This window comes from Shewanella sp. AS1, from assembly GCF_021412565.1.
Taxonomy (GTDB): Bacteria; Pseudomonadota; Gammaproteobacteria; order Enterobacterales; family Shewanellaceae; genus Shewanella.
Genome location: NZ_JAKCLJ010000006.1, coordinates 1 through 22,016, shown reverse-complemented (window position 1 = coordinate 22,016; position 22,016 = coordinate 1). Strand labels below are relative to the sequence as shown.

Genomic DNA, 22,016 nt, shown 5'->3' with positions numbered 1-22,016 from the left:
TCAGCCTATTTTATGTCATCATTTTTGGCATTTCTGAGCGTTAGCCCAACAAATTCAGATCTCATCTCACAAAATGACGCGATAGGACTGTGACACAACGCAAGAGTGCTTGATCTCTTCTCCCCCTGAGTTTTATAGAAAGTCAGGGGGCTTGTCTAGCATTTGGGGCGATTTACCTGGGAAAATACGTGATTGACAGGCTAAATCCCACAAAAGGCTAATTTTCGCGCTTATTGTGGTGTTCAGCGCCCCTTAGCATGGCATTAATGAGTTCTCTGGCATCAAACTTAGTCAGCGCCTCATTCGCCCCAACCTGATGGGCCTGACTCACGCTGATCTCGCTAGACAGCGAGGTGTGCAAAATGATGTAAGCCTTGGCTAATGACGGCGCATTTTTTACCTCAAATGCCAGCTCGTAACCATCCAGCCCAGGCATCTCTATGTCGCTCACCAGCAGATCGACTGGTCGCCCCTCCTGCTGGGCATGTTGCATAATGGCTAAGGCCTCGCGGCCATCGCCCGTCACTAGGTAGGGAATATTGATGCTGTCCAGCGCATCGCTAAGCTGCTTTCTTGCCACCTTGGAGTCGTCCACCAGCAAAATATTAAGCGGTTTAAGCTTCTCACGCTGCACATAGGTAAGGCTAACATGGGTAAACTCGGGCGCAGCAGGAAATACCTTCGCCAGTAATAGCTCAATATCCAGCAGTTGTACCAGCTTGTCATCCACGCGAGTGACGCCGGTAAGAAACGCATTTTTGCCCATACTGTCCTGAGGAGGCTCGATATCACGCCAATCACATTGCACTATCTTGTCGATAGCACGCACCATAAAGCCCAGCTCCATGCGCTGACAATCTGTGATTATGATATAGGCCTTCTCCCGCTCCTCTGCCGAGATAGGTTTGTATCCCACAGCTGCAGCCATATCGATAATGGGAATAGTATGCCCCCGTACGGTTGCAGCGCCGATAACATGAGGATGGGATTTAGGAATGGCACTAAGGGAAGTGTAAGGCACAATTTCGCGGATCTTAAGGGTGCCTAACGCAAACTGCTGCGTCAGAGATAAACGAAACAGTAATAAACCTTGAAATTGAGATGCCTTACTTTTCATTAACTTACCGCTTTTTATACTTCTTCCGTGGATAACCAACCCTAACATAATCAATAAAAATTGACGACATTAAGCATGTAAGACACAGCGCTAGAGCTGCGACTCGATAGGTAACAGGCCTATTAAGTCCGCCATAAAACGCTGCCAGAAACTTGTGTCAGGATCGGCATAGTAAAGCTTGCCATCCAGTTCATCGCGCCAGATCAGTTGCCCTCCCTCAAGAGCCAAGCGATAACTGTTGCGGGTTAACGCCTGCTGCAAGAGTTGACTGATATCCTGGGCAAACTCTGCTTGTTCTATGGTCAACCCCATTTCGGTATTGATCAAGGCCGATCTGGGGTCAAAATTAAAGGAACCCACAAACACCGCACGCTTATCTATTACAAAGGTTTTCGCATGCAGGCTAGAGCGAGAACTGCCCTTCCAGGCAGAGATTCTATGCTCGTTATTCGCCTTCACTTCATAAACTGTCACGCCGTTTTCAACTAACCGCTGTCGGTACGCCTTATAACCGGCAAACACCGCCAGCACATCGGTAGCCGACAGACTATTGGTTAGCACAGTAACCGCAACCCCGGATTTAACCGCGTCAATCAACACCTGACACCCTGCCGCTGTCGGCACAAAATAGGGCGAGATGATCACTACCTCTTGCTTGGCTTGAGACAGAAATACCTTTAGATCGGATAAAAGCCAATCCTCTCTTTGAGCATTTTTGGCTTTCTCTGGTGGATCATAAAACAGCTCAGCCTTGCCCCAATACCAGCTTATCCCATGCTGTTTTATCTGCTGTAACAACTGGCTAAGTTCCAGACGCTTCAAGTATTCATCATGGGCAAACTCGGCCTTTCGCTTTGCTAATCTCTGCATCGCTAGTGCTTGTTTCTCTTTATCGGCCGCGGGCACTAAATTATTAATACTTTGTACTACCTGGCTATTCCAGTAGAGATCGAACTCATCTGATACCTGTTTTACTGCCCGGCCTATGGTCAACAGATCGAAATCCCCAAAATCGACCTCACTGTTTTTCGAAAAATATTCATTCCCGACATTTCGCCCACCCAAGATAGTCGCGAGATTATCAACCGTTAAGGACTTATTGTGCATACGATGATTCAGGCGAGAAAGACCGGCTAACATGGCGATTCCCCTAAAATTACGCTCGGAGTTGGGATTAAACAACCGGATCTCGATATTAGGATGCTGCGCCAGTATGCTGAGCGCATCGTCTAAAGTCTGAGTGGTGAGATCATCGAGGAGCACACGAATACGCACCCCTCGATTAGCGGCATCAATAAGATGCCAGCTCAAGAGACGTCCGGTTTCATCATCATGATAGATGTAATATTGCAGATCGATACTCGACTGCGCCGCATCAATAATCGCCAGACGCGCGACAAAAGCATCCACGCCAGAATACAGAGGCAACACCCCGGTGTCATCGGGATGTTGCATGAGTTCATCGGCTAAATAGTGTGCCAGGGGGGAGTTTGTTGCTGGAGGGAGTTGAAAACTTGGACTAAGAGGGGTCTGTTCGGGAAAACTGCTGCAGGCTATCAGGCCAAACAGCATCAAGTAAATCCATAATCGCGCCGCACTCGTCACGCTCTTCACCGCCGTCCGAATCAACATAGTTTAAGCCATTCCGATTTAACCATAAAAGGTAACAGACATTAGGGCTTAACATAGGCTATGGCACTCACTCCTGTAAAGCGTAGAGCACATCAAACACAAATTGATCCCAGCCTTCAGCACTAAAGGCGATATCCCTGATAGCCCGCACCTGACTCACGGCATGCAGCGGCGCGGCGCCATTAGCCATCAGATAGTAAGCCATGATAAGTCCGGTTCTGTCTTTACCCGAGCGGCAATGGATCAACACAGGAACATCTTCGGCCTCGCAGCAATGAATAAATTCCAGCGCCTTAGGCAACTGCTCGACACAGATGGCTAAATCATCCTCGACAGGCGGCACATTATTAGAAAAAGGGATGCAGGCATAACGGATATCCAGACGCTCAAATGCCTCTGGTTCACACATTTCACCACCATTGACCGATAATATGGCACCAATACCGGCTTGTTTTAACTCAGCAATATCCCAGCTTTCCTTGTTAGGACCACAACGGCCCGCAATGCGCCCCTCTACTAACCAAAAAAGGTGTTGCATAAGCTTTCCTCTCAACAAGAAATAAAACGGGATAAAACTAAGATTTTTTACTCCACAGCTGCTGATTAATTTCAGGTAGCTTTTTGCGCTTTTTCTTGCCTGTTCCCTCGGGTTTCGCCATCGGCTTATCCATGCGGGCGAGTGCCGATTCAGGCACCTGCTCATCGGCTTCAAAACCCGGGTACTGTTCACGAGTCAGACGAAACTTGTTCTTTTTCTCAATAATTTTAAAGTGATGATAATCTTCATGACATATCAGAGTGATGGCTTCGCCACTGGCGCCAGCGCGGCCACTGCGACCAATACGGTGCATATAGTCTGCTGGGCTGCGGGGTAATTCATAGTTAATCACCACGGGCAGTTTATCGATATCGATACCACGCGCCGCAATATCGGTTGCCACTAACACACGGATCTCGCCGTTTTTAAAGGCGGTCAATAACCGGTTACGGGCGCCCTGGGCTTTATCACTGTGGAACACCTCGGCAGTGATCCCCTGTTTAGCCAGTTTTTGAGCAAGACGATTACAGCTGTTTTTGGCACTGGCAAACACCAACACCTGCTGCCAGTCATTGACCTTGATTAGCTCGGCAAGTAACGCAGTTTTACGCTCATGATTAACGGTAAACACCCGCTGGATGAGTGTCGGCTCGTCATCATTTTGCAGCATTATCTCAGAGGCTTGATGCAGTAAGCCGCGGGCTAACGCCTGCACCTCTTCGGGGAAAGTGGCTGAAAACAGCAGCGTCTGCTTCTGTTTAGGTAGAAGTGACAGCACCTGATTGAGCTCTTCGGTAAAGCCTAAGCTCAACATGCGGTCGGCTTCATCGAGCACCAGGGCCTGGATTTTATTGAGCTTGACTGCATTGCTGGAAACCAGATCCAGCAGGCGGCCGGGGGTGGCGACCAGAATATCGGCGCCGCCGCGCAGCGCCAGCATCTGGATATTAACCGATACACCACCGTAAACGGCCAGCACTTTGGGTTTAGGCTTGAGCGCAGCACCGTAACTGACAAAGCTGTCGGCCACCTGCTGTGCCAGCTCCCGGGTCGGTACTAAGACTAAGGCGCTGACAAAGTTGCCGCCGCTGGCACGTTTACCCACGAGATTGTGCAGTAAGGGCAGTGCAAAGGCTGCGGTCTTACCCGAGCCAGTATTGGCACCGGCCAGCAGATCGCCACCGGCTAACACCAGCGGAATGGCTTGCTGCTGCACAGGCGTGGGTTGGCGATAACCCAGCTCACTCAAGCGAGACTGTAACTCGGGTTTTAACGGCAATTGATCAAACGCCATTTGCCCGCTTGTCATCGCGGCTTGAAGATCTGAATGAGGTTGGGTGTCGAAGGTCATATAAGGTAAAAGTGCCTAAAGTCATTTAAGGCGCCATTGTACTGCAAAAGCCCCCAGAAAGCTCTGCAGCATTTCTAAAATGGGATAGACGACGAATCTAAATGATGCGCTACATTTGTACGCTTGCAATGGCTAGCTATTGCAAGCGTGCTATGTCTATTGGCTCGCGATTTCTATCCGCCCACTATTTTTATTTGCTCGCTATTTTTATTTAATAGTATGCTTATAAATCAAACTCATAAAGGAGCGACTATGCCACTCTTGATCAATCCCCAAAAGAAAGATTTAGGTGGCTTTTCTGTCTCCCGCATCATCCCCAGCGTAAAACAAAAAATGGTAGGGCCATTTGTTTTCATCGATCACATGGGCCCAGCGCACTTCCCCGCAGGCCATGGCGTAAATGTAAGGCCTCATCCGCATATCGGCTTAGCAACCATCACTTACTTGCTCGAAGGCAACATACTGCACAGGGACAGCTTGGGCAATATTCAAGAGATTTGTCCCGGCGATGTTAACTGGATGACAGCAGGCAAAGGCATTGTCCATTCTGAACGGGAAACACTTGAAACCCGAGGAAGCGACCATAAGTTAAACGGCTTGCAGTGCTGGGTGGCACTACCGAAAGATAAAACCGAGATAGAACCTAGCTTTTTGCACATCAATCGAATGAAATTACCCTATATCCATAGGGAAAGAGTCATGATGCGATTGATTGCTGGCGATGCCTATGGCTATACCTCCCCGATAAAAACCTATTCGCCGATGTTTTATCTGGATGTGATCACCGAAGCCGGAGCGGAAATTGCGCGCCCTTGCAGTGATTCAGAAACGGCCTGCTATGTGATTTCAGGTAAGGTTCAAATTGGCGAAGAGATCTATGAAGCTGGACAGTTTGTCATTCTGCAAGATGAGCAGAGTATCTGCACATTAGAGAACAGCCGATACTTCTTACTCGGCGGCGAAAAGTTTACAAAAGCCCCTATGCTTCGCTGGAATTTTGTTGCTTACAGCCAAGAGAAATTAAAAGAGGCTGAGCAGCGTTGGGTTGAAGGTAAGTTCCCTTCCATCCCAGGCGATGACAATGAGTTTATCCCGCTTCCTGAGTAACTGCTCCACTACAAGTACTGTCCCGCTCTCTTTGAATCTGCGCTAATTGACTATACACCTTCCAAGTTTAGCAAGGCTTGCTTCACATCAAGGCCGTAGGCATAACCGGTTAAGGTGCCGCTTTTGCCTATGATTCTGTGACAGGGAATAATAATCGCAATGTGGTTCGCGCCATTGGCACTGCCTACCGCCCTCACCGCCTTGGGATTATCGATGGCGCTGGCGATATCGCTGTAACTGCAATATTGACCATAGGGTTGAGCAAGTAACGCCTGCCAGACCTGATGCTGAAATGGCGTACCGACAGGCGCCAGCGGCACAGTAAACGCCTTGAGTACGCCGCTAAAATAATCGGTCAGTTCGGCTTTAGCGTGCGCAAGATGTACCTTTGCCGCTACTTTATCGGCCTCATCGCCTGCAAACAGGCTGATCTCCCTTGCTGGCCAATCATGGTGTGCCTGAGGCATGAGTGTCAGGTGGGTCAAGCCATAGCGATTGGCCGCCAGCACTATTGTGCCAATTGGGCTTTGTAGAGATAAAGAGGCCAATGGCTGATAATGGCTCTGCCCCTGCTGCTTAAACATGGCGCGATAGAGCATTTGGGCTTTGGCTTTCATTGTAAACTCCATAATTGAAACGTCAGATAACTGCCCCAGGGAGAAACCTGTTTTGCAAGCTCGGTACTATAGCTCATATAGGCTTTTTGCTTGAGGCGCTTAATGCTTTTCTCATCCAGGCTTTTCTCATTCAGTTTTGGCTCGCTACAGCACTGCATCTGCTGTGATTGAGGCAAGTGACTCAGTATCTGGTTTTTTACCACTAGATCCCCAGTTAACAACACATCCGGCAGACTCAGGCCGCGCAGGCGCACATAGTCGAGAGTCCAGGGGCCTATGCCTTTGATCTCCAGCCACTCTTCGAGCTGCGCCTCTGGTTTATGCACCAGCAGCTCTGCCAGGGCAATCAGGGCCTGCTTGCGGATCCCAGGCATCTTAAGTTCATCGAGCCTTGCTGCCGCGATTGCATCTGGTGTGGGAAACAGAGTGACAGCCTTTCCCTCGATATTGAGCTGTTCACCATAAGCATTAACCAACTGGCCGAGCAGCTTTATCGCCTGAGTCACACTCACCTGCTGGCCCAGCACCGCACGGCATGCCGCCTCGAAAGGCGACCAGATCCCAGGAATGCGAACGCCCGAATTGATCCTAGGCAGATTAAGGGCGGTATCAGACAAACGTTGCTCGACTTCTGCCAAGTCGGCATCGAGATCCAATACCCGGCGGATATTGGCCACTATGGCACTTAAATGCACCAGCTCCTCTGGTTCACTCAGAACGATTTTGACCCTGAAACTGGCAGCGTCTTCAAGATGATAGGCAAGGAAATACCCCGTCACGCCTTGCCACTGAAAACTGCGGCCATAATGATCATCGCCAATCCATTCCATGCCCTCAACCTGACGCAGACGATAAAATTCACGCATATGCGGCCAGTTAAAGGGCGGCCGGTAACTCAAGATCAAATTTAGGCTGGCCGGGTCGTCGCCGAGATGGGTTTCGGTGGCATTCTGACACACTTCGCTTTTTCTGATTGTGCTTTTACTGATCGCGCTATTTCTAAGGGTACTTTTTCGAAGTGAACTTGGCGTCATCTGCAGTTGCTGCTGAAACAACTCGTTAAAACGCCTGACGCTGTTAAACCCTGCGGCAAAAGCCACATCGGTGATCGGCATCTTTGTCTGATGCAGTAGTTGCTTGGCGAACATGAGTTGTCGATATAGCGCATATTGTTTCGGCGAGGCGCCTATGTGTTGATGAAACAGATCCCGAAGATAACGACTGGTGATCCCCAGTTTTTCTGCAAGAGCCTCAATAGAAAGGGCATTGGGGCCAGATAAAGCGCCGCCGTTAATCAAGGCAAGTGCGCGGTTGACGCTGGTTTGCGTGCCTATCCAGGGATTGGATTGCGGCGCACTGTCGGGGCGACAACGCAGGCAGGGCCGCAATCCTGCATTGGCCGCGGCTAAGGCTGAACGGAAATAACCGACATTCGACTCTTTCGCGCTCGGTGCCGGGCAGATAGGACGGCAATAGATGCCGGTAGAGTACACCCCCACATAGAAAATGCCATCGAAGCGTTTATCCCGGGACAAGCGTGCCCGGCGAAAATGCTCCTGTGTATAGCTATCTCTAAGTCCCATTTAGTTGTGCCCTATCTTTACCGCATTCCTTGGCTCAACTCTAATGCAAGTAAGGTTCTGATACTAGCGGAAAACGGAACTGAATGTGAAAACCCGCCTAGTATCAGCAGTGAGTAATTTAAGATTTAGGCGAACACGCCAAGCTACTATATGATATTGGCTTTATACTTTCGCCTGTATCATCAATTAAGGACATGAATGTTTAAACGTTTTGAAGCCTGGGTCGATGCCCTGCCCGATCGCGATCCTGCCCAGCCACCGAAAGGGATCTATGCCTTTTGTCGTCATTATACTAAGGGGTTTGAGATCCCGTTGTTGTTAATGTCTGTGTTAACCGCGACATTGGCCGTGCTGGAAGTCTCATTGTTTGCTTTTATGGGCGATCTCGTGGATATGTTGGCAAACCATACGCCGCAAAGCTTGTTTGCAGAACAAGGTGACACCCTACTGACCATGACATTATTAGTGTTAGTGGTGATCCCAGCATTGGTGTTATTGCATGCCTGGGTGGTATACCAAGGACTGCTCGGGAATTATCCCATGTCGATCCGTTGGTTAGCCCACAGGTATCTGCTGAAGCAGAGCGTGGCCTTCTATCAGAATGATTTTGCAGGGCGCATCGCAACCAAGGTGATGCAGACTTCGCTTGCCGTGCGGGAGACTGTGACTAAGCTGCTGGATGTCTTGGTGTATATTCTGGTCTATTTCGTGTCTATGCTAGTGATCATCGCCGATGCTGACATGAGATTGATGGCGCCCATGCTGGTGTGGTTAGTGTTTTATGTTGCGCTGCAAGTCTATTTTCTGCCCAAGTTAAAGAAAGTCTCTACCGAACAGGCCGATGCCCGCTCCAGCATGACGGGGCGTATAGTCGACAGTTACACCAATATCTCCACGGTAAAACTGTTTTCTCACACGCAAAAAGAGGCCGAATACGCCAAAGAGAGCATGACCAGTTTTCTCGATACTGTGTATCGCCAGATGCGCCTGGTCACCGGCATCAACGTCAGCGTGCAGGTGATCAACTATCTGCTGGCCTTCACCATAGCGGCGGTTGCTATCTGGTTGTGGCGTGACAATGCCATCACAATCGGCGCAATTGCCGTGGCAATCAGTCTCTCTCTGCGCCTTAACGGTATGTCACAGTGGATCATGTGGGAGATCAGCGCCCTGTTCGAAAACATAGGCACTGTGGCCGATGGCATGAACACCCTAGCCAAACCCACAACCATCAATGACAAGCCGAACGCCACAGAGCTTGAGGTTCGTCAGGGGAAAATCGATTTCAACCATGTGAGCTTCCATTATGGTGAGCAGAGTGGCGTGATCACAGATCTGGATCTGAATATCAAGCCGGGTGAAAAAGTGGGGCTGGTTGGACGCTCCGGCGCGGGTAAGTCCACCCTGGTCAATCTGCTGATGCGCTTTCATGATGTCGAAAAAGGCGCGATCAGCATAGATGGACAGGATATTCGCGAGGTCACTCAGGACTCGCTGCGCTCCAATATCGGCATGGTGACTCAAGATACTTCCCTGCTGCATCGCTCGATTCGGGATAATATCCGCTACGGCAGGCCCGATGCCACGGATGAGGAGCTGGAACAGGCGATAAAACAGGCTCAGGCCTTCAACTTTATTAAGGGACTTAGCGATCCAAACGGCAATCATGGCCTGGATGCCCAGGTCGGTGAGCGCGGGGTCAAGCTCTCGGGTGGACAACGCCAACGCATTGCCATCGCGCGAGTGCTATTAAAGAATGCCCCCATCCTGTTGTTGGATGAAGCCACATCGGCACTGGACTCAGAGATCGAGGCGGCGATTCAGGAGAGTCTGTATCAATTGATGGCAGGCAAAACCGTGATTGCCATCGCCCACCGTCTTTCGACCATCGCGGCCATGGACAGGTTGATCGTGTTGGACCAAGGCAAAATTGTCGAGCAAGGTACCCATCAGGAGCTGATCCAACAAGGCGGTATCTACGCCCAACTCTGGGCGCATCAGACAGGTGGTTTCCTCGGAATAGATTGATTCCGTTTTCATCCTCACCGCCAAGCCTTAGCTAAACACCTGGGCTTGGCGAGTTCACAGCTTAGCTATCGCAGAACAGCCTAATTATTTCAAACCACAGCTTTGCGATCCCAAATCAGCACAAAAACCATTCGCCTCCTTGGGTAAACACATTACAATGTGCGCCTTTTTGTCAAATCGATATAAACGTGAAACTCAGTAAGCGCCTGCAACAACTGGCCGATTTGGCCATCAATGAAGTGAGCCCTGACGGGCAGACAAAATACGATCATATCTGGGATTGCTGCTGTGACCACGGATTCCTCGGCGCAGATCTATTATTAAAACAGACAGGCGCCACAATCCATTTTGTCGATATCGTCCCTTCGCTTATCACATCTGTCCATGACAAACTGTTGCGCTTTTATCCCCCTGCTCAGTATCAATGGCAAACCCATTGCCAGGATGTCTCTACCCTGCCGCTCGATACATATTCTGGCAGGCAGTTGATCATTCTTGCTGGGGTTGGGGAAGATTTAATGATCCACTTTGTCACCCAGCTCCAACAAGGCTTTGGGAACAAAGCCCTCGATTTTCTGTTATGCCCGGTAAAAACGCCGCTGCAGTTAAGACAACAACTCATCACACTCAAGCTGTCGTTGAAGCAGGAGGTGTTGGTTGAGGAGAATGGTCGATTTTATGAAGTCTTGTTTGTCTCTAATGACGCGCCTGGCGAGCCCATTACGCCTTATGGCAATACATTGTGGCAAGCAGATGATTCTCAAACACAGGCAAGCCAGCGCTATTTAAAACGCCTCTTAAATCATTACCAACTGATGGTGCATAGCGATAAGGTTCAGGCTCAAGCAAGCCTAGAAGCCTACCGAGCCATTGCAGATCAAATCTCACTGACTGAAGAATAAGAAACAAGCCGAAGGTAGTTGGGATACAGACCTGTTAGCTAGAGAAAATGGCAAAAAAAAAGACTACCATTTAGGTAGTCTTTTTAGCGTTTGGACAACGCTTATATGGTGGAGCCTAGCGGGATCGAACCGCTGACCTCAACACTGCCAGTGTTGCGCTCTCCCAGCTGAGCTAAGGCCCCAATTTGGGTAAAACTCACGTTATCAACATGAATTTAAAATAAGTGGTATCCCATAGGGGATTCGAACCCCTGTTACCGCCGTGAAAGGGCGGTGTCCTAGGCCTCTAGACGAATGGGACACTTTTGATACGTTATACTCTGTATCGAGTGAATACTCGTCAAAGCCAGTAGGCTATTGCTTTAACGCTATCGAATCGTCAACTTAATAGTCAACCACTCTGTAAATAAGTGGTATCCCGAGGGATTCAACCCTCTGTTACCGCCGACTCTTTATAAACCAAAGTGGGCGGTGTCCTAGGCCTCTAGACGAATGGGACACTTTTGATACCTTATACTCTGTATCGAGTGAATACTCGTCAAAGCCAGTAGGCTATTGCTTTAACGCTATCGAATCGTCAACTTATCAGTCAACCACTCTATAAATAAGTGGTATCCCATAGGGGATTCGAACCCCTGTTACCGCCGTGAAAGGGCGGTGTCCTAGGCCTCTAGACGAATGGGACGCCGGTCTTACGTTTAGACTCCGTAAGAGAGTGAATACTCATTGATGCCTGTAGGCTAAACATCAACGCTATCGAATCGTTAACTTATGCAGTCAACCACTCTTAAATAAGTGGTATCCCATAGGGGATTCGAACCCCTGTTACCGCCGTGAAAGGGCGGTGTCCTAGGCCTCTAGACGAATGGGACACTTTTGATACGTTATACTCTGTATCGAGTGAATACTCGTCAAAGCCAGTAGGCTATTGCTTTAACGCTATCGAATCGTCAACTTATCAGTCAACCACTCTTAAATAAGTGGTATCCCATAGGGGATTCGAACCCCTGTTACCGCCGTGAAAGGGCGGTGTCCTAGGCCTCTAGACGAATGGGACACTTTTGATACCTTATACTCTGTATCGAGTGAATACTCGTCAAAGCCAGTAGGCTATTGCTTTAACGCTATCGAATCGTCAACTTATCAGTCAACCACTCTTAAATAAGTGGTATCCCATAGGGGATTCGAACCCCTGTTACCGCCGTGAAAGGGCGGTGTCCTAGGCCTCTAGACGAATGGGACGCCGAGGATACGTTATACTCTGTATCGAGTGAATTCTCGTCAATGCTTGTAGGCCATCTTCACAAGGAAGAAACATTAACGCTTTGAGTTAGATGGTGGAGCCTAGCGGGATCGAACCGCTGACCTCAACACTGCCAGTGTTGCGCTCTCCCAGCTGAGCTAAGGCCCCTTTTCTAACTTAAAACACTTGAGTGTGCGGCAAATATGAACCAAGCCGTGTCTCAACTGCGAGGCGCATTCTATGCAGCACACCCAAAAGTGTCAACTCGTTTTTTAGGAATTTATTCTATTTGCTACAAATTCAATCGCTTTGGATATTCTTTGTGCACAAGCTTCCTTACCGATGAGAAATACGGTTAAATCGACAGCTGGAGACATACCCGCACCTGTCACAGCGACACGCAGCGGCATTCCCACTTTACCCATACCCACTTCGAGCTCGGCAGCGGTATCTTCAATTGCTTTATGAATCGCTTCTAATGTCCACTCAGGCAAAGCGGCCAATTTTTGCTGTACTAATTCAAGAGGCTCTTTTGCTACACCTCTAAGGTGCTTCTTGGCCGCCACTTCTTCAAATTCAGCAAAGTCTTCATAGAAATAGCGGCTCGATGCTGCTAGCTCTTTTAAGGTCTTAGCACGCTCAGCTAATGCAGAAACCACATTGGCTAACGCGGGGCCATTGCTGATATCTATGTTCTGATCGGCCATATGCCACTCAAGGTGCTTAGCCACATATTCTGGCGCCAGCTCCTTCATATAATGCTGATTCAACCAGATCAATTTTTCTGTATTGAATGCAGAAGCCGCTTTATTGATGTCATCAAGCTTGAAGAGTTGCTTCATCTCATCGATTGAGAACACCTCTTGATCCCCATGTGACCAGCCCAGACGCACTAAGTAGTTCAACAAGGCTTCAGGTAGGTAACCGTCGTCACGATACTGCATAACCCCTACCGCGCCATGACGTTTAGACAACTTGGCACCATCGTCACCTAAGATCATCGCTACGTGCGCATATTCAGGCACAGGGGCTCCGAGTGCCTTAAGGATATTGATCTGACGAGGAGTGTTGTTGATATGGTCTTCACCACGCACCACGCAAGTGATCCCCATATCCCAATCATCAACCACTACGCAGAAGTTGTAGGTTGGTGTACCGTCAGTGCGAGCAATAATTAAGTCATCAAGCAGGCTGTTACTGATCTCTATTCGACCGCGAACATGGTCGTCAAACACCACACTGCCTTCAGTCGGGTTTTTAAAACGGATCACATAAGGCTCAGCTGTGTCACGCGGCGCTTTATCACGGCAGCAACCATCATATTTTTGTTGCTCACCTTTTGCGGCTTGCTCTTCACGCATCGCCTCAATACGTTCACGGCTACAGTAACACTTATAGGCAGTGCCCTGCTCCAGCATCTGCGCAATGATCTCGTTGTAACGATCGAATCGCTTGGTCTGGTAATAAGGACCCTCGTCCCAATTCAATCCCAGCCACTGCATACCTTCTAAGATCGCTTCACAAGCTTCGGGGGTTGAACGTTCAATATCGGTATCTTCGATACGTAAAACAAATTCGCCCTGATTTGCGCGAGCATAAAGCCATGAATAGAGTGCTGTACGAGCGCCTCCTACGTGTAGGAAACCTGTGGGGCTTGGCGCAAAACGCGTCTTAACTAATTTATTAGTTGCCATAGTGGGACACTAACCTATTTTCAAAAGTCTAAGTGGTAGACAAAACGATAAAAGTGGCCGCTATTCTAACAGCCAAACAGAAGAAGAGAAAATACTCTCCACTATTTCAGCTGTCACATCACAAACCAGCCCTCTTTCATAGCTTCCTAAACGCTTTCACAAGCCTGCCAAGCGTCTACTTCCATCCCATACTTGACGAATTAGTTTTTGATTTATGTAGAGTAAATTGCCCGCCACTGGAACCTAGCGATCCTGGTAAGAGGTTTTTGCAAAGGCAAAGTCCACCATGTTTGTTTAACATTAATGCGATCCGCACAAATTTGAATCAGACATAAGCTTTTATCGAAAAAACCGTTGACAGTCGATCGTTCCCCCCTATAATACGGCTCCACACAGCAGAGGTCGCTTAGCTCAGCTGGGAGAGCACCTCCCTTACAAGGAGGGGGTCACTGGTTCGAGCCCAGTAGCGACCACCATAGCTTTAATAAAGCGTTATGGCTGTACAATTTGGAATATCCCAGGTCGCTTAGCTCAGCTGGGAGAGCACCTCCCTTACAAGGAGGGGGTCACTGGTTCGAGCCCAGTAGCGACCACCATATATTATCGATTGGTTGGATAGATTTCAGATGATGTTGTGAGATATTCCCAGGTCGCTTAGCTCAGCTGGGAGAGCACCTCCCTTACAAGGAGGGGGTCACTGGTTCGAGCCCAGTAGCGACCACCATCTCAACGAGAGAGAATATCGCAATCAACTATATCCCAGGTCGCTTAGCTCAGCTGGGAGAGCACCTCCCTTACAAGGAGGGGGTCACTGGTTCGAGCCCAGTAGCGACCACCATATCTTATGTAGTTGAACAAATTGAATTATCCCAGGTCGCTTAGCTCAGCTGGGAGAGCACCTCCCTTACAAGGAGGGGGTCACTGGTTCGAGCCCAGTAGCGACCACCATATTTCTCCTTTTTCTTATCCAAATTTTCCTTAGAATTATTTAGCCTAGCCAGCCCGTTTTTGTGCCGTGCAGTTCCGTTACGCTCGACTATTCTTCACATATTCCCTGCTAAATTTTGAGGTCAGTTATGGCCAACGTTTCTCAATCTGCCTCGCTTGCCAGCATTGCGGCCTATCTAAAACTCACCCATGAGTGTGATGAGCAGCAGGCCTTGGTTGAAGCCAAAGAGGTGATGCGCAACCTAGTTGCCATGCGCCAGAAAGGGTTCATTTCTGGTTGGTACTTTGATGCCCAAGGGCATTTAGAGCTATTGCCGACCGATTCAGCCATGAAACGAATTGAGCCCATGAAGTGACGCTCAAGTCGCAATGAAGTATGTGAGGTGACAGTTAAGTGAGGTGACAATGAGCTCGCCTCATCTCGGTTCATTTTGACTCACCAGTTTATCGACTCATTTTCGCTTGTCGGTTTCTCCTTGACTATTCTGCACCATTTCGCTGCTATCTTTGGCGCTTCCCTCAGCTTTCCCTCAAAGACACTTTGCCTTCCTAGCATCAATATCCATATCCGCCATATATGACTAATGGATAAGAGATAAACTTGCGGTAAATTGTAATTCTTTTCCTATACTTCTAATGGGTTAAACCAATTTAGTGTCCCAAGCTGGCTCTAAAAGCCGATGGATTCACCATATAAGGAATAAAAAAATGAATTTGCTCACCACCTGTCACCAACTCAAGGCGATAAAGCGAGTCCTTAAAATAACAGCGTTAGCAAGCCTATTTAGTTGCAGCTTCAGCGCGTTTGCAGAGCCTACTGAACTTAAGTTTTCCCATGTCGTTGCTGAAAATACCCCAAAAGGCCAAATGGCACTTAAATTTAAAGAGCTGGTAGAAAAACGCCTGCCGGGCAAATATACCGTCAGTGTGTTCCCCAACTCCCAGCTCTTTGGCGATAATAATGAACTCTCCGCCCTCCTGCTTAACGATGTGCAGTTTGTGGCCCCTTCCCTGTCCAAATTTGAGCGTTACACCAAGAAACTGCAGCTATTCGATCTCCCTTTCCTCTTCAAAGACATGGCCGCCGTCGATCGTTTTCAACAGAGTGAAGCGGGCCAATCATTGCTGAACTCAATGGAACGAAAAGGGATCGTCGGTTTAGGTTATCTTCACAATGGGATGAAGCAGTTCTCTGCCAGCAGTCCTTTAATCGTACCTAAAGATGCCGATGGTAAGAAGTTTCGTATCATGGCATCGGACGTGTTAGCTGCTCAGTTCCAGGCAGTCGATGCTATTCCGGTGAAAAAGCCTTTCTCTGAGGTCTTTACCCTACTGCAAACCCGTGCGATCGATGGTCAGGAAAACACTTGGTCTAACATCTATTCCAAGAAGTTCTTTGAGGTTCAAAGTGATATCACCGAGAGTAACCACGGCGTTCTCGACTACATGATAGTCACCTCCAGCACCTTCTGGATGTCACTGCCCATCGATGATCGCGAAGTGATAAAAGCCGCATTGGATGAATCGGTCGCCTTAGGCAATAAAATTGCTGCAGAGAAGAGCGACCTGGATAAACAAGCCATTATCGACTCGAAACGCTCAAAAATTACTTACCTGACCGACGGGCAGCGCGCCGAATGGGTTGAAGCCATGAAGCCGGTTTGGGCACAATTTGAAGAGCAAATAGGCAAAGATCTGATTGATGCCGCCGTTGCCGCTAATTAATAAGATAACTGATCTGCAAACATAATAATAAAAGGCAGAGATTGCCCCTCGGTTAATCTCTGCCTACCTAAGGAGGGGCGATGACTTCTCGTCTATTATCTCATTTAGAAGAAGGGATCTTAAACAGCTTAATTTCTGCCATGACGATACTGGTGTTTGTCGAAGTCATTGCACGATTTTTTTTTAATACCGGCTTTCTGTGGATCCAGGAATTAACCCTTACCCTTTGCGGTTGGTTTGTACTCTTTGGCATGTCGTATGGAGTCAAAGTCGGTGCTCATATTGGCGTCGATGCCTTTGTCAGCAAATTACCGCCAAAGGGACGTAAATATACGGCACTTTTGGCCGTCACCATCTGCATCATCTATTGCATCATGTTTTTAATCGGTAGCTGGGACTACCTCGCCAAGATGTACCAAATTGGCGTGCCCATGGAAGATCTCGATGTGCCACACTTTATCGTCAATCTGCTCGATGCCGATCAAGCCTGGGAACTGTTTCGAATCGATAGCGAAGATCCAGCCATACCCCTCTGGTTATCACAATCTATCCTGCTCATCGGGTTTTTAATGCTGACCTGGCGCTTAATCGAGTTAGGTATCGCCATTTTGCGAAATCAGATGGATGGTTTTTATCTGGCTGACGAAGCCAAAGAGAGCCTGCACCTTATTGATGAAACCCCTGATACAACAAACGACAAAAACCTGGGAGATAAATAATGACCATAGCGACGCTATTTATCACGCTGTTTTTTTGCATGATCATCGGCATGCCGATCGCCATTGCCCTTGGCTTTTCCAGCATGCTCACGATTTTACTCTTCTCCGATGATTCACTGGCCTCTATCGCACTGAAACTTTACGCCTCCACTTCAGAGCATTACACCCTGCTCGCGATCCCATTCTTCATTCTGTCATCGGCATTTTTATCGACCGGCGGTGTCGCACGGCGCATTATCGATTTTGCCATGGACAGCGTAGGCCATATTCGCGGCGGCCTAGCCATGGCCTCGGTATTGGCCTGTATGCTGTTTGCCGCCGTGTCCGGTTCATCGCCCGCCACAGTGGCTGCCATCGGCTCTATCGTAATAGTGGGTATGGTCAGCGCCGGTTACCCTGAGAAATTTGCTGCTGGGGTGATCACCACCTCTGGCACTCTGGGGATCCTCATTCCTCCCTCAATCGTGATGCTGGTCTACGCCGCTGCCACCGAGGTATCGGCGGCCAGAATGTTTATGGCGGGGCTCATCCCAGGTTTGATGATGGGACTGCTGTTAATGATCGCCATCTATATCGTGGCGCGCATCAAAAATCTGCCTTCCCGCCCCTTTCCCGGCATGGGAGTCTTAGTCAAATCCAGTGCCAAAGCCTTAGGTGGGATAGCCCTGATCTTCATCGTACTTGGCTCTATCTATGGCGGTGTAGCCAGCCCAACCGAGGCCGCAGCCGTTGCCTGTGTTTATGCTTATCTGGTCGCTATTTTAGGTTATCGCGATATCGGCCCGCTGAAAAATGTGCCCTGGAAGAAACCCAAAGAGCCGCTTTACAGAGCCGTGTTGAGAAACATCAGTTTTATGCTGATTGGTATTATCAAAACACCTACTGATAAAGAGATCCGCTCTGTCGTCAGAGATGGCGCCAAAGTGAGTATCATGTTGCTGTTTATTATCGCTAATGCCATGTTGTTCGCCCACGTTCTCACCACTGAGCGGATCCCTCATATTATCGCCGAAGCCATAGTCGGTATGGGGCTGCCGGTATGGGGCTTTCTCATCATAGTCAACTTACTGCTGCTGGCTGCGGGCAACTTCATGGAGCCTTCGGCTATCTTGCTGATCATGGCACCCATATTGTTCCCTATTGCGGTTCAGCTTGGGATCGACCCCATTCACCTTGGGATCATTATGGTGGTTAACATGGAGATAGGCATGCTTACGCCGCCGGTGGGATTAAATCTGTTTGTGACTTCCGGCATCACAGGGCGCAGTATCGGCTGGGTGATCCACTCCTGTCTGCCTTGGTTAGTCCTGTTGCTATTCTTCCTAGGATTGATCACTTACATTCCACAAATATCACTATTCCTGCCGGAATATATCGATAAACTAAGTGGTTACTAAGCTATTTATTGATAGCAATTAATAAATTGCGCTTGGACATCACTGAGATCACATAGGAACCATTAGTGTTCTGACATCAGTAATGGGGGGTGGCGCTTAGCGCGTCGCCTCATAAAAGTCACCAGTATAACCAAGGCTGATAAGATCAACATACTGCCGCCGACCACTCCACTCCAGCCCCATTGATGCCAAAATGGCATCAGATAAGGGCCACCAAGTGCAGCTCCCAGATAATAACTGCAAAGATAGAGTGCCGTTGCCTTAGCCCTGTGCTGCTGAGCACGCTGAGCCACCCAGGCGTTACACACACTATGGAATGTGAAGAAACCAAAGCTGGATAAGAGAAAACCAAAGATAATGGCACTGGTGGTATCAAACAGAGTCACAGTGCTCCCAATACACATCATGAGACTCGATACCACAAACAGACTTTGCCGACCGAAGCGATAGACCCATTTTGCCGAACGAAACGAGGCGTAAGTCCCGCTTAGGTAACAGAGGAAGATCAAGGTGACCTCAAATTTCCCCCAATGAAATGGTGCCTGTATCAAATGCAACTGAATAAAACTAAACTGGTTCACCATCACCATAAAAGCGAGTCCACCAAGCAGATATAGCCTGATCATGGCCATATCGCTCAAATGCAGCCAGAAGCCTTTCAGATCTTGCTTATCGAATCTCAGCTTCTCTGTACGATCGCTACGCACCTTATCACGATTAGGCAGCAGTCCCATCGCAACAAACACGCCTAAAGCTGTGATGGCACTTAGCAAGATCATCGCCTGAGTCCATTCAAGATATTGGGTCATAGCGCCGCCAAGCAAGCGGCCGACAATACCCCCTAAACTGTTAGCACCTATGTAGATGGCACCAGCTTTAAGCAGCACTGATTTGTTTAACATGTCTTTAAAATAAGCCATGGCAATAGCCGGCACCGCGGCCAGTAATCCTCCCTGGATTAATCGCACCAACATCAACGCGCTAAAGTCACGGACAAAAATCAGCATGAGATCGACAAGAATCAGTAGGCCTAAGCTCCAGAGCAGGGGCAGACGGCGGCCAATTTTGTCAGAAAGTGTGGCGTAAACAAGCAGTGAAAATGCCATCGAGAAACTGGTGACAGAGAGCAGCAGTGTGGCATGGGCCGGCAGCACATTAAAGCTCGCGGCAATCAAGGGCAGCATGCCTTGCACGAGATAGAGATTGATATAGATAACCACGGATGCGATGGACAATCCCCATATCAAACGTGTTTGTAATTGCTGCTCGCTCATCTGTCTTACTTAAATTAGTTACACCCAATAGACAAAGATTAGCACCGATATTACCATAACAAAAATAGATTATATTTATTATGTCCATACTTTTTAATTATGGACATCTCCTTGCTCCTAGCCGATTGATGCCGAGGTATTATGGATACCAAACAGCTAAAACATTTTGATGCCCTGGCAACAAAAGGCAGCTTTACCCTTGCGGCGAAGCAATTGAATATCGCTCAGCCCGCCTTGAGTCAAAGCATCAAGCGATTAGAAGCCCATCTTGGGGTTACCCTGATCAACCGTAATCGCCACTTTCGAGGTCAGGATGGCAACCGCCTGACCCTAACCGCGGAAGGACAGGCGCTGCATCAACACGCCAAGTTGATCCTCAAACAGCTCAAACAGGCCGAGGCCCAAATTAAATCCATGGCCAATCTCACCATGGGAGAGGTTCGTATCGCGGTTCCCGGCATGCTCGGCTCCTATTACCTACCATCGAGGCTGATGGCTTTTCGACACCATTATCCAGAGCTTAAACTCTCGCTGTTTGAAGGCGGCACCCGCGACAGTCTGCGAATGCTGCAAAATGAAGAGGTGGATATTGCGATCATCACAAGTCAAGATCTGCAGCCTAACTTTGATAGCCACCTGCTATTAAGGGAACAGATGGTGGTTGCCGTAGGTGAAGAACATCCACTGGCACAACAGCAAAGCGTCACCCTAGAGCAGTTTTTTGAACATGAACTCGTCATGTTTAAGCCGGGCTATTTTCACCGCGAATGGATGTTGGCTAAGGCCAAAGCGTTAGGGCTCAACACCAATATCGCCTTTGAAACCAACCTGATTAACTTGATAAAACAAGTGGTTTCCCAGGGTTATGCCATTACCAGTGTGCTGGAAATGGTGATTGAAAAGCGCGACAGCATACTCGCCCTGCCCTTCGAGCCTGCTGTGTATCTGGATCTTCATATCGCCTGGAATAAAGAACGCCCGGTAGGCATTGCCGACCGGGCGTTCGTAGACTTTTTGATGAAAAACGTCTGACCTTGTGGGAGAGGAATAAAGTTTCATACTAATTGCTACTACCAAGACCGAAACGAGATACAACTGAGTATTAAAGTATCATACTAGTTGTAACTCATTTCTGGACAAAAGCTTGTTAGGACTTCGGCTGTATCAGGCGAATTTCAGATAAGAATTTCTATGGGCTAACGCCTTGCTTTGGGGCTGCCGAAGCGAAGCGTAGGCAGTCCCAGCCACGATAGTGGCGACAACAGCAAATTGTTATATGCTATTCCTCTGCTCCACCTTCACCCAGTTGTAAGTAAATAAGTATGGCTAAGGGCAACAAGCCAATCCCATAAACCAAGACCAAAGCCATGGACACCAAGTAGACAAAGATTTTTTGGCCTTTAGTCATTTTCTTGTACCAATTTTTCATCACTGCTCCTGCTTTTAAAAATCTTAATAACTGTAGATTTATTTTATTTCAAAAATCACTTCATTATTGGAGGTGCATAGACCCCCGTCATATTCTCCAATTTTTGAAAACTGCCCTTTGTTAAAAGCGTGTAAGTCTTCATCTGCATACTCGTTTGGGGCGAACACATCTTCGTCTGAGATCCAGTAAATGACTTTACCATGTGAATCTTTGACTAGATTTCCATCAAAGTTACCTATTTCCCGCCCTTGGGAATCAACAACTATTTTCATGGATAGCACTCCTATCTTTTCTGCATATAACATTTTATTAGTGCGCATGCGCGTTTACCTCGTTGGACCAGTGAAAACGCGCACAGTTAACTATCTGTATAAAATGAACTTATCAGCATTTTGATAAATATACCATCTGGAAAAACGCGCATGCGCGTTTTCCAAACCTATTATCTAATCTTTGTAGTTTGTATCATGCTGATTTTAAATAACTTAAAATTATTTCAATTGGAAAAACGCGCACGGATATTGCTCTCAAAACCCCAAAAAACTAGCGCAATAGGATATGACTGTATATTTACCCAGTGTCTGGTTGTAGTGGCATAGTGAATTTGGCCACCTGAATAGACGAAGTGATAGACTCACTTCCAGAAAAAAGGTGGTAGAAATGAAGAACACAAGACCGACATTCAGTGCAGAGTTCAAATTAGAAGCTGCGC

18 protein-coding genes and 12 tRNA genes are annotated in these 22,016 nt (G+C 48.2%); 13 read left to right on the top strand and 17 right to left on the bottom strand.

Annotated features, from left to right (window positions below):
- Positions 1-217: 217 nt before the first annotated feature.
- The 4 genes from LZP69_RS09775 to LZP69_RS09760 form a co-directional block, all read right to left on the bottom strand.
- Positions 218-1,117, bottom strand: a complete 900-nt coding sequence (locus LZP69_RS09775) for a chemotaxis protein (RefSeq protein ID WP_234200207.1) — start codon at positions 1,115-1,117, stop codon at positions 218-220.
- Between the two features lie 90 nt (positions 1,118-1,207).
- Positions 1,208-2,749: a phospholipase D family protein gene (locus LZP69_RS09770; RefSeq protein WP_234200206.1), complete on the bottom strand. Its 1,542-nt coding sequence runs from the start codon at positions 2,747-2,749 to the stop codon at positions 1,208-1,210.
- Positions 2,750-2,816: 67 nt separating this feature from the next.
- A complete protein-coding gene (locus LZP69_RS09765) occupies positions 2,817-3,287 on the bottom strand; it encodes a phosphatase domain-containing protein (protein WP_234200203.1) in 471 nt (156 codons plus the stop codon).
- 37 nt (positions 3,288-3,324) lie between these two features.
- Positions 3,325-4,596, bottom strand: a complete 1,272-nt coding sequence (locus LZP69_RS09760; protein WP_442800677.1) for a DEAD/DEAH box helicase — start codon at positions 4,594-4,596, stop codon at positions 3,325-3,327.
- A 294-nt stretch (positions 4,597-4,890) separates the two neighbouring features.
- Here LZP69_RS09760 and LZP69_RS09755 point away from each other — a divergent pair, with 294 nt between their 5' ends.
- Positions 4,891-5,745, top strand: coding sequence for a pirin family protein (locus LZP69_RS09755; RefSeq protein WP_234200200.1), 855 nt, complete (start codon positions 4,891-4,893; stop codon positions 5,743-5,745).
- A 50-nt stretch (positions 5,746-5,795) separates the two neighbouring features.
- Here LZP69_RS09755 and LZP69_RS09750 read toward each other — a convergent pair whose 3' ends face one another.
- Both LZP69_RS09750 and LZP69_RS09745 read right to left on the bottom strand, forming a co-directional pair.
- Positions 5,796-6,362, bottom strand: coding sequence for a methylated-DNA--[protein]-cysteine S-methyltransferase (locus LZP69_RS09750; protein WP_326490260.1), 567 nt, complete (start codon positions 6,360-6,362; stop codon positions 5,796-5,798).
- The gene (locus LZP69_RS09745; RefSeq protein WP_234200196.1) at positions 6,359-7,945 is read right to left on the bottom strand and encodes a DNA-3-methyladenine glycosylase 2 family protein; all 1,587 of its coding nucleotides are present in this window, start codon (positions 7,943-7,945) and stop codon (positions 6,359-6,361) included. The genes LZP69_RS09750 and LZP69_RS09745 overlap by 4 nt, the downstream gene beginning before the upstream one ends.
- A 198-nt stretch (positions 7,946-8,143) precedes the next feature.
- On the opposite strand from LZP69_RS09745, the gene LZP69_RS09740 reads away from it, so the two are divergent.
- On the top strand, positions 8,144-9,973 hold the full coding sequence (locus tag LZP69_RS09740) for an ABC transporter ATP-binding protein (protein ID WP_234200194.1): 1,830 nt from the start codon (positions 8,144-8,146) through the stop codon (positions 9,971-9,973).
- Between the two features lie 188 nt (positions 9,974-10,161).
- Positions 10,162-10,875: a tRNA (adenine(22)-N(1))-methyltransferase gene (locus LZP69_RS09735; protein ID WP_234200192.1), complete on the top strand. Its 714-nt coding sequence runs from the start codon at positions 10,162-10,164 to the stop codon at positions 10,873-10,875.
- Between the two features lie 106 nt (positions 10,876-10,981).
- Here the strand turns inward: LZP69_RS09735 and LZP69_RS09730 are convergent.
- The 8 genes from LZP69_RS09730 to gltX form a co-directional block, all read right to left on the bottom strand.
- Positions 10,982-11,057, bottom strand: a tRNA-Ala gene (locus tag LZP69_RS09730).
- A gap of 43 nt (positions 11,058-11,100) precedes the next feature.
- Positions 11,101-11,176: transfer RNA gene (locus LZP69_RS09725), tRNA-Glu, on the bottom strand.
- A 308-nt stretch (positions 11,177-11,484) separates the two neighbouring features.
- Positions 11,485-11,560 (bottom strand) — tRNA-Glu (locus LZP69_RS09720).
- Positions 11,561-11,671: 111 nt separating this feature from the next.
- Positions 11,672-11,747: transfer RNA gene (locus tag LZP69_RS09715), tRNA-Glu, on the bottom strand.
- Positions 11,748-11,856: 109 nt separating this feature from the next.
- A tRNA-Glu gene (locus LZP69_RS09710) sits at positions 11,857-11,932 on the bottom strand.
- A 109-nt stretch (positions 11,933-12,041) separates the two neighbouring features.
- Positions 12,042-12,117: transfer RNA gene (locus tag LZP69_RS09705), tRNA-Glu, on the bottom strand.
- A 93-nt stretch (positions 12,118-12,210) separates the two neighbouring features.
- Positions 12,211-12,286, bottom strand: a tRNA-Ala gene (locus LZP69_RS09700).
- Positions 12,287-12,390: 104 nt separating this feature from the next.
- Positions 12,391-13,812 (bottom strand): glutamate--tRNA ligase, encoded by a 1,422-nt coding sequence (gltX, locus tag LZP69_RS09695; protein ID WP_234200191.1) that lies wholly within the window; start codon positions 13,810-13,812, stop codon positions 12,391-12,393.
- Positions 13,813-14,212: 400 nt separating this feature from the next.
- On the opposite strand from gltX, the gene LZP69_RS09690 reads away from it, so the two are divergent.
- The 9 genes from LZP69_RS09690 (at position 14,213) to LZP69_RS09650 (ending at position 18,601) form a co-directional block, all read left to right on the top strand.
- Positions 14,213-14,288 (top strand) — tRNA-Val (locus tag LZP69_RS09690).
- Between the two features lie 44 nt (positions 14,289-14,332).
- Positions 14,333-14,408, top strand: a tRNA-Val gene (locus LZP69_RS09685).
- A gap of 52 nt (positions 14,409-14,460) precedes the next feature.
- A tRNA-Val gene (locus LZP69_RS09680) sits at positions 14,461-14,536 on the top strand.
- Positions 14,537-14,574: 38 nt separating this feature from the next.
- Positions 14,575-14,650 (top strand) — tRNA-Val (locus LZP69_RS09675).
- 34 nt (positions 14,651-14,684) lie between these two features.
- A tRNA-Val gene (locus LZP69_RS09670) sits at positions 14,685-14,760 on the top strand.
- A gap of 128 nt (positions 14,761-14,888) precedes the next feature.
- Positions 14,889-15,116 carry a hypothetical protein gene (locus LZP69_RS09665; protein ID WP_234200189.1) on the top strand — a complete coding sequence of 76 codons (228 nt, stop codon included), beginning with the start codon at positions 14,889-14,891 and terminating at the stop codon, positions 15,114-15,116.
- Between the two features lie 352 nt (positions 15,117-15,468).
- A complete protein-coding gene (locus LZP69_RS09660; protein ID WP_234200183.1) occupies positions 15,469-16,485 on the top strand; it encodes a TRAP transporter substrate-binding protein in 1,017 nt (338 codons plus the stop codon).
- Positions 16,486-16,565: 80 nt separating this feature from the next.
- Positions 16,566-17,204 (top strand): TRAP transporter small permease, encoded by a 639-nt coding sequence (locus tag LZP69_RS09655; protein ID WP_234200182.1) that lies wholly within the window; start codon positions 16,566-16,568, stop codon positions 17,202-17,204.
- Positions 17,204-18,601, top strand: a complete 1,398-nt coding sequence (locus LZP69_RS09650) for a TRAP transporter large permease (protein ID WP_234200181.1) — start codon at positions 17,204-17,206, stop codon at positions 18,599-18,601. Before LZP69_RS09655 ends, LZP69_RS09650 begins: the two co-directional genes overlap by 1 nt.
- Before the next feature lie 62 nt (positions 18,602-18,663).
- On the opposite strand, the gene LZP69_RS09645 is transcribed toward LZP69_RS09650, so the two are convergent.
- Positions 18,664-19,875 carry an MFS transporter gene (locus tag LZP69_RS09645; RefSeq protein ID WP_234200179.1) on the bottom strand — a complete coding sequence of 404 codons (1,212 nt, stop codon included), beginning with the start codon at positions 19,873-19,875 and terminating at the stop codon, positions 18,664-18,666.
- A 141-nt stretch (positions 19,876-20,016) separates the two neighbouring features.
- On the opposite strand from LZP69_RS09645, the gene LZP69_RS09640 reads away from it, so the two are divergent.
- Positions 20,017-20,907 carry a LysR family transcriptional regulator gene (locus LZP69_RS09640; RefSeq protein WP_234200177.1) on the top strand — a complete coding sequence of 297 codons (891 nt, stop codon included), beginning with the start codon at positions 20,017-20,019 and terminating at the stop codon, positions 20,905-20,907.
- A 247-nt stretch (positions 20,908-21,154) separates the two neighbouring features.
- Here the strand turns inward: LZP69_RS09640 and LZP69_RS09635 are convergent, their stop codons facing one another.
- Both LZP69_RS09635 and LZP69_RS09630 read right to left on the bottom strand, forming a co-directional pair.
- Positions 21,155-21,304, bottom strand: a complete 150-nt coding sequence (locus LZP69_RS09635; RefSeq protein ID WP_234200176.1) for a hypothetical protein — start codon at positions 21,302-21,304, stop codon at positions 21,155-21,157.
- Positions 21,305-21,342: 38 nt separating this feature from the next.
- The gene (locus tag LZP69_RS09630; protein ID WP_234200175.1) at positions 21,343-21,576 is read right to left on the bottom strand and encodes a hypothetical protein; all 234 of its coding nucleotides are present in this window, start codon (positions 21,574-21,576) and stop codon (positions 21,343-21,345) included.
- Positions 21,577-22,016: the final 440 nt, after the last annotated feature.

Coding starts and splice junctions, on each gene's coding strand:
- LZP69_RS09775 (WP_234200207.1), bottom strand. CDS start 1,117: ATGAAAAGTAAGGCATCTCAATTTCAAGGTTTATTACTGTTTCGTTTA.
- LZP69_RS09770 (WP_234200206.1), bottom strand. CDS start 2,749: ATGTTGATTCGGACGGCGGTGAAGAGCGTGACGAGTGCGGCGCGATTA.
- LZP69_RS09765 (WP_234200203.1), bottom strand. CDS start 3,287: ATGCAACACCTTTTTTGGTTAGTAGAGGGGCGCATTGCGGGCCGTTGT.
- LZP69_RS09760 (WP_442800677.1), bottom strand. CDS start 4,596: ATGACAAGCGGGCAAATGGCGTTTGATCAATTGCCGTTAAAACCCGAG.
- LZP69_RS09755 (WP_234200200.1), top strand. CDS start 4,891: ATGCCACTCTTGATCAATCCCCAAAAGAAAGATTTAGGTGGCTTTTCT.
- LZP69_RS09750 (WP_326490260.1), bottom strand. CDS start 6,362: ATGAAAGCCAAAGCCCAAATGCTCTATCGCGCCATGTTTAAGCAGCAG.
- LZP69_RS09745 (WP_234200196.1), bottom strand. CDS start 7,945: ATGGGACTTAGAGATAGCTATACACAGGAGCATTTTCGCCGGGCACGC.
- LZP69_RS09740 (WP_234200194.1), top strand. CDS start 8,144: ATGTTTAAACGTTTTGAAGCCTGGGTCGATGCCCTGCCCGATCGCGAT.
- gltX (WP_234200191.1), bottom strand. CDS start 13,812: ATGGCAACTAATAAATTAGTTAAGACGCGTTTTGCGCCAAGCCCCACA.
- LZP69_RS09665 (WP_234200189.1), top strand. CDS start 14,889: ATGGCCAACGTTTCTCAATCTGCCTCGCTTGCCAGCATTGCGGCCTAT.
- LZP69_RS09660 (WP_234200183.1), top strand. CDS start 15,469: ATGAATTTGCTCACCACCTGTCACCAACTCAAGGCGATAAAGCGAGTC.
- LZP69_RS09655 (WP_234200182.1), top strand. CDS start 16,566: ATGACTTCTCGTCTATTATCTCATTTAGAAGAAGGGATCTTAAACAGC.
- LZP69_RS09650 (WP_234200181.1), top strand. CDS start 17,204: ATGACCATAGCGACGCTATTTATCACGCTGTTTTTTTGCATGATCATC.
- LZP69_RS09645 (WP_234200179.1), bottom strand. CDS start 19,875: ATGAGCGAGCAGCAATTACAAACACGTTTGATATGGGGATTGTCCATC.
- LZP69_RS09640 (WP_234200177.1), top strand. CDS start 20,017: ATGGATACCAAACAGCTAAAACATTTTGATGCCCTGGCAACAAAAGGC.
- LZP69_RS09635 (WP_234200176.1), bottom strand. CDS start 21,304: ATGAAAAATTGGTACAAGAAAATGACTAAAGGCCAAAAAATCTTTGTC.
- LZP69_RS09630 (WP_234200175.1), bottom strand. CDS start 21,576: ATGAAAATAGTTGTTGATTCCCAAGGGCGGGAAATAGGTAACTTTGAT.